This window comes from Mesorhizobium sp. (genome assembly GCF_004962925.1).
GTDB lineage: Bacteria > Pseudomonadota > Alphaproteobacteria > Rhizobiales > Rhizobiaceae > Mesorhizobium.
The window spans coordinates 2,495-8,451 of the sequence record NZ_SUEO01000044.1 but is presented as its reverse complement, the minus strand read 5'-3'; the positions used below and the strand labels follow the sequence as shown (position 1 = coordinate 8,451).

The following is a 5,957-nucleotide window of genomic DNA, read 5'->3' as shown; positions in this document are numbered from 1 at the left end:
GATGCGCAAGCCGCTGAAACCGGCACAACTGCGCGCGCTGCTGGCGCACCTGCTGGCTTGATCCCCCAAAGACGCGGGCAGAGGGCGCTAGCGCCAAGAAAATGGTGCACTGTCACCGTATTTCGATTGGATGGCGTAGGCCGGCGCGATTCGGTACGTATGACCAACTTCGTGGCGCCGAAATTCAGGATGCCTTCTAATGAAAACAATAGATGTTCAATTAGATGATGGCTCTGGAGCCATTCTGGAAGGCGCTGTCAGTTTTCCTGGTATTCTGACAAATTTGAAAACCGCAGATAGTTTTAGCTGCGATTGCACAATTTCATCCAGATCAAAAAAATATATTCGAATCCATATTTTGTTTACTCTATCTTCTCCGGACATACGCGATCTATCAGGCCCTCTGCGGCTGTGGGCGGAAAAAGGCGAGTTCTCAGTGAGGGTTTACTCATCCTAACGGGTGGCCCGCTGAATTACGGTGACAGTGCACTTAATCATGTTTGTACAACCGTCATTGTGTGTAGATTGACCGCATGGCTCGCCTTGCCCGCATTATCGTTCCCGGTCTGCCGCACTAGTAACGCAGCTGACCGGATTGCCGAGCAAATCGGCAAAGCCATGAAACCAGGAAAACGAGGCGGGCGACGAAAGAAAAATGGTGCAGTGTCACCGTAATCGAGTGTCACCGTAATTGGACTGCAGACATTGAAGCCGTCGCAGACAAGGCCGAGAACGACGCTGCGGGTGAGCAAGGGGGCAATGAAGGGGGTGGCGATCAAAACAATGACCAACAGCAATAAAAAAACGGTTGGACACCATACATCTCCCTTTTGGCGCATTCTTCGAGGAGAGGCTGTGTACCAACTTGATGAGACGTCAGTGCCGGAAGCCATCAATCGAGCGCTTGGTCCCGATCCCTTTTGGGAGAAAGGGGAGAATATAATGTGCTTCGACGACCTCGAGGTCGGACTAGACGAAACAAACGATTTGAAGACTGTTCGGTACTTCGGCTTATATCCTGGAAAAACGAGTAAGGGCGAAATCAGGCTACCAAATCATGATGGCGAAAAGATTACCAGAAAGGTGTTACAGATGGGTAGCGTTGTGGAATATCTAATGATTAACTCTGTTGGATTCGACTACGATAAACGTTTGACAGCGACTCTGACCGTGGCCTTCGCCTGCGTGATGGATTTAGTCTTCATTTCTATAAAAAAGCGGGAATCTTTTATCTTGGTTCGGTGTTTTTGAAGAAAATTTAGAACAACAACCTTTGAATGCATCTTCCTGCTGGCAGGGCGAACGGACACAAGAGAAGGAAAATGGTGCGCTGTCACCGTAATTCCGCAGCCGGCGCCTAAAACCCCGCCTGGCCGCGAAACAACTCGGCACTGTCGAGCTTCGAAACCTCGATGACGGCTTGCGTGCGGCTGTAGACGTTGAGCTTGCGCAGGATCTCGGAAACATGCGCCTTGACAGTGGTTTCGCCGACTTGCAGCTCGTAGGCGATCTGCTTGTTGAGCAAGCCCTGGCGCAGCATCTGCAGCACCCTCAATTGCTGCGGCGTCAGTTTGGCAAGGCGCTGCACCATCTCGGCGCGGTCGGTGCTGTCGGCGTCCGGCGGCTGGCCTTCATAGGTTTCGGGCACGTAGATCGCACCTTCCATCACCGAGCGGATGGCGGCGGCCAGATCGCTCTTGCGCGCCGATTTCGGGATGAAACCGGCCGCGCCGTAGGACAGCGCCTCGGAAATGATCTTGGGTTCCTCATGCCCCGAAACGATGACCACCGGCAGGCGCGGATAGCGGGTCCGAAGCTGCAGCAGCCCGTCGAAGCCATGGACATCAGGCATGCTGAGGTCGAGCAGCGCGAGATCGAATGGCTTCGCATCCGCCAGAAGCTCAAATGCCTCGGTGATCGAACGCGCCTCGACGGTGTCGACGTCCGGATAGGCCATTTGCACAGCGCTGTGCAGCGCCTCGCGAAACAGCGGGTGGTCGTCGATGATCAGAAAGCGGGCGCGATCGTTGACTGCGGTCATGGCATTCGTTTCATTTCAGGAAGGATAGAATAGCCCAGTGACCATGGCCAGATTATTGGCAAATAGTACATCGCCATCATTGGCCAAAGGCGGAGATCGCAATTTCCGAACCACCATGCCTTGCCCGGCCGTCCAAATCGGCCGAATGTGCAGGAATGAGCGACCTCGTCCTTCATAATTACTACCGCTCCTCCACCTCCTACCGGGTGCGGATCGCGCTGGAGATGAAGGGCCTGACCTACCAATACGTGCCACATCATCTTCGGCACGGCGAGCATCTGGAGCCCGCCTATCTCTCGGTCAATCCGCAAGGGCTGGTGCCGGCACTGATCCTGGGCGACGGCACGCTGCTGACGCAATCGCTGGCGATCATCGAATTTCTCGACGAGACCAGGCCCGAACCGCCGCTTTTGCCGCAGGACGCGCTTGGCCGGGCTCGCGTCAGGATGCTGGCGCAGATGATCGCCTGCGACATTCATCCGGTGAACAATCTGCGCGTGCTGACCTCGCTGCGCACGCTGTTCGGCGCTGGCGACGAGGACGTCGTCAACTGGTTCCGGCACTGGGTGAACGAAGGCTTCCAGCCGCTTGAAAAGATTCTGGCTTCCTCACCCGAAACCGGGACATTCTGCCATGGTGACACGCCGGGGCTGGCCGATATCTGCCTGGTCGCACAGATCACCAGCAACGCGCGTTTCGGCGTCGACCTGACGCCCTACCCGACAATCACGCGGATCCACGCCGCCTGCATCGCGCTGCCGGCCTTCCAAAGGGCGGCGCCCGAGAACCAGATCGATGCCGAATAGAGCAAGTTGGATAAAAGCATGAGGAATTGCCGATGAAAGCCGTCGTCTTCGAAAAATTCGGTGAAACGCCGATCATCCAGACCGTTCCCGATCCGGAGCCGGCACTGGACGGCGTCGTCATCAAGGTCGAAGCGACCGGTCTCTGCCGCAGCGACTGGCATGGCTGGATGGGTCATGACGACGGCATCAGCCTGCCGCACGTGCCGGGCCACGAGCTTGCCGGCGTCGTCGTGGCGGCCGGCAGCCAGGTGACCCGCTGGAAGGCCGGCGAGCGTGTCACCGTGCCGTTCGCCGTCGGCTGCGGTCACTGCTTCGAATGCAGTTCGGGCAACCATCAGGTCTGCGAGCACCAGTCCCAGCCCGGCTTCACCGCCTGGGGCTCATTCGCCGAATATGTCGCCATCGACCATGCCGACACCAATCTGGTCCGCCTGCCCGACGAGATGGAATTCGCCACCGCCGCCAGCCTCGGCTGCCGCTTCGTCACCTCGTTCCGCGCCATCGTCGACCAGGGCCGGGTGACGCCCGGCGAATGGGTGGCGGTGCATGGCTGCGGCGGTGTCGGCCTGTCGGCGATCATGATCGCCAGCGCCATGGGCGCCAACGTAATCGCTATCGACCTGACCGATGAGAAGCTGGACTTCGCCAGCAAGATCGGCGCGGTGGCAACGATCAACGCCGCCAAGACTTCGAATGTGGTCAAGGCGGTCAAGCAGATCACCAATGGCGGCGCGCATATGTCGATGGACGCGCTCGGCCATTCGACGACCTCGTTCAACTCGATCGCGAACCTGCGCCGGCGCGGCCGCCATGTGCAGGTCGGCCTGATGCTCGGCGATCACGCCAGGCCGCAGATCCCGATGGACAAGGTGATCGCCTTCGAGCTCGAAATCCGCGGCAGCCACGGCATGCAGGCCTATCGCTACCAGGCGATGATGGAGATGATCCGCACCGGTAAGCTGAAACCCGAACTGCTGGTCGGCAAGCGGATCAGCCTCGACGAGGCGCCCGCGGCCTTGATGGCGATGGGCGGCTTCGAAGGCATCGGCATCGGCGTGGTGACTAAGTTCTAGCCAAATCAAGCGCCATGCGTTGGCCTATCTCGCATATCTCTTCGCACCGACCACACAAAGCACGACGGCAGCGGTGACAGCGATCATGGCAGGGCTGACCTGCTCGTGCAGCAGCATTGCCGCCAGCCCAAGGCCGAAGAAAGGCTGGAGAAGCTGCAGTTGCCCGACCGCAGCGATGCCGCCTTGCGCCAGTCCGCGATACCAGAACACAAAACCGATCAGCATGCTGAACAGCGAGACATAGGCCAAGCCGATCCAGGCGGCCTTGCCGACGGTTTCGAGCGACGGTGGCATGGTGATGAGCGTCAGCGCCAGCATCACCGGCAGCGACAACACCAGCGCCCATGAGATCACCTGCCAGCCACCAAGTTTGCGCGACAGCGTGGCGCCTTCCGCATAGCCCAGTCCGCACAGGATAATTGCGGCCAGCATCAGCATGTCGCCAACCGGCGAGGCCGAAACGCCCTGCGTCAGCGCAAAACCGGCAACAAGGGCGCTGCCAAGGCACGAAAACAGCCAGAAAGCCGGTTTGGGGCGATCGCCGCCGCGGATGACGCCGAAGATCGCGGTCGCCAGCGGCAACAGGCCGACGAAAATGATGGAATGGGCCGAGGTGATGTGCTTGAGCGCCAACGCAGTCAGCAAGGGAAAGCCGACCACGACGCCGAGTGCCACGATGGCCAGCGACAACAGATCCTGCCGCTCCGGGCGCTTCTGGCGAAAAATGAGCAGAAGCGCGAGGCCGAGTATGCCTGCCGTGGCAGCACGGGTGACGGTTAAGAAGGTCGGATCGAAATCCATCACCGCAATACGCGTTGCCGGAAGCGATCCGCTGAAAATCAGTACGCCTACGAATCCGTTGATCCAACCACCCGCCGTCTTGTCCATCGCACGCTCCTGACGTTCTCGCCTCTATCAGGCCGAACATATGGCGCCACCAGAGACAATGAGGTACAATTTGACAAAACTGTCATGGTAGGACGAGCAGTACGGATGGACGGACAGACGACGGCAGATGAGGGCAGCGGGACGCTTGTCGAAGGCGTCATGGCGACGATCAGGCACAGGATAGCCGCGCGCAGCCTGACACCGGGAACCCGATTGCCTTCGATCCGGGCTTTCGCCAAGACCATGCTGGTTTCCAAATCCACCGTGGTCGAAGCCTACGAGCGTCTTGCGGCGGAAGGCATCATCCGCTCGCGTCCAGGTTCGGGTTTTTATGCCGCCGGACCGCTGGCTCCCTTGTCCCTGGCCGAGATCGGCCCCAGGCTTGACCGTGCCGTCGATCCGCTCTGGGTTTCGCGCCAGTCGCTGGAAGCCGGCGACGGCGTGCTCAAACCCGGCTGCGGCTGGCTGCCTGCCTCCTGGATGCCGGAGGCTGGATTGCGCCGGGCACTGCGGACAATGGCACGCGGCGATAATGTCACGTTGACGGATTACGGCACCCCTCTCGGGCTGCCGCCGCTGCGTCATCTGCTCGCACGGCGCATGGCAGGGCACGGCATCGAGGCATCTCCCGACCAGATCATGCTGACGGAATCGGGCACCCAGGCCATCGACCTGCTGTGCCGGTTCCTGCTCGAGCCGGGCGACACGGTGCTGGTGGACGATCCCTGCTATTTCAACTTTCATGCCCTGTTGCGCGCCCACCGGGCCAAGGTGGTCGGCGTTCCCTATACGCCCACGGGGCCGGATATCGAGCTGTTCGCGCAGGCGCTGATCGAGCACCGGCCGCGCCTCTACATCACCAATTCCGCGCTTCACAATCCGACCGGTGCAATTCTGTCGCCGGTCGTCGCTCATCGATTGCTCAAGCTCGCCGACCAATCGGATCTGACGATCATCGAAGACGATATCTTTGCCGACTTCGAGCACACGCCCGCGCCCAGGCTGGCGGCGTTCGACGGTCTTGGTCGCGTCGTCCATATCGGCAGCTTCTCGAAAACGCTTTCGGCGTCGGTGCGCTGCGGCTTCATCGCGGCCCCGCGCGACTGGATGGAAGGGCTGACCGACCTCAAGATCGCCACATCCTTCGGC

6 protein-coding genes are annotated in these 5,957 nt (G+C 59.8%); 4 read left to right on the top strand and 2 right to left on the bottom strand.

Translation table 11 applies throughout. The annotated features are described in order from the left end of the window. Positions 1-744: 744 nt before the first annotated feature. Entirely contained in the window at positions 745-1,251 is a 507-nt protein-coding gene (locus tag E5W87_RS11800; RefSeq protein WP_292397232.1) for a hypothetical protein, read from the top strand. Between the two features lie 106 nt (positions 1,252-1,357). On the opposite strand, the gene E5W87_RS11795 is transcribed toward E5W87_RS11800, so the two are convergent. Further along, positions 1,358-2,041: a response regulator transcription factor gene (locus E5W87_RS11795; RefSeq protein WP_023803603.1), complete on the bottom strand. Its 684-nt coding sequence runs from the start codon at positions 2,039-2,041 to the stop codon at positions 1,358-1,360. 155 nt (positions 2,042-2,196) lie between these two features. Between E5W87_RS11795 and maiA the strand changes: the two genes are divergently transcribed. Together maiA and E5W87_RS11785 are read left to right on the top strand one after the other, a co-directional pair. Continuing rightward, entirely contained in the window at positions 2,197-2,847 is a 651-nt protein-coding gene (gene maiA / locus E5W87_RS11790) for a maleylacetoacetate isomerase (protein ID WP_292397229.1), read from the top strand. Between the two features lie 32 nt (positions 2,848-2,879). Next, entirely contained in the window at positions 2,880-3,920 is a 1,041-nt protein-coding gene (locus E5W87_RS11785; RefSeq protein WP_292397225.1) for a zinc-dependent alcohol dehydrogenase family protein, read from the top strand. 24 nt (positions 3,921-3,944) lie between these two features. On the opposite strand, the gene E5W87_RS11780 is transcribed toward E5W87_RS11785, so the two are convergent. Beyond that, entirely contained in the window at positions 3,945-4,808 is an 864-nt protein-coding gene (locus E5W87_RS11780; protein ID WP_292397223.1) for a DMT family transporter, read from the bottom strand. Between the two features lie 105 nt (positions 4,809-4,913). On the opposite strand from E5W87_RS11780, the gene E5W87_RS11775 reads away from it, so the two are divergent. After that, positions 4,914-5,957: PLP-dependent aminotransferase family protein (locus tag E5W87_RS11775; protein ID WP_292397221.1), on the top strand; the 1,044-nt coding region annotated here is incomplete at its 3' end.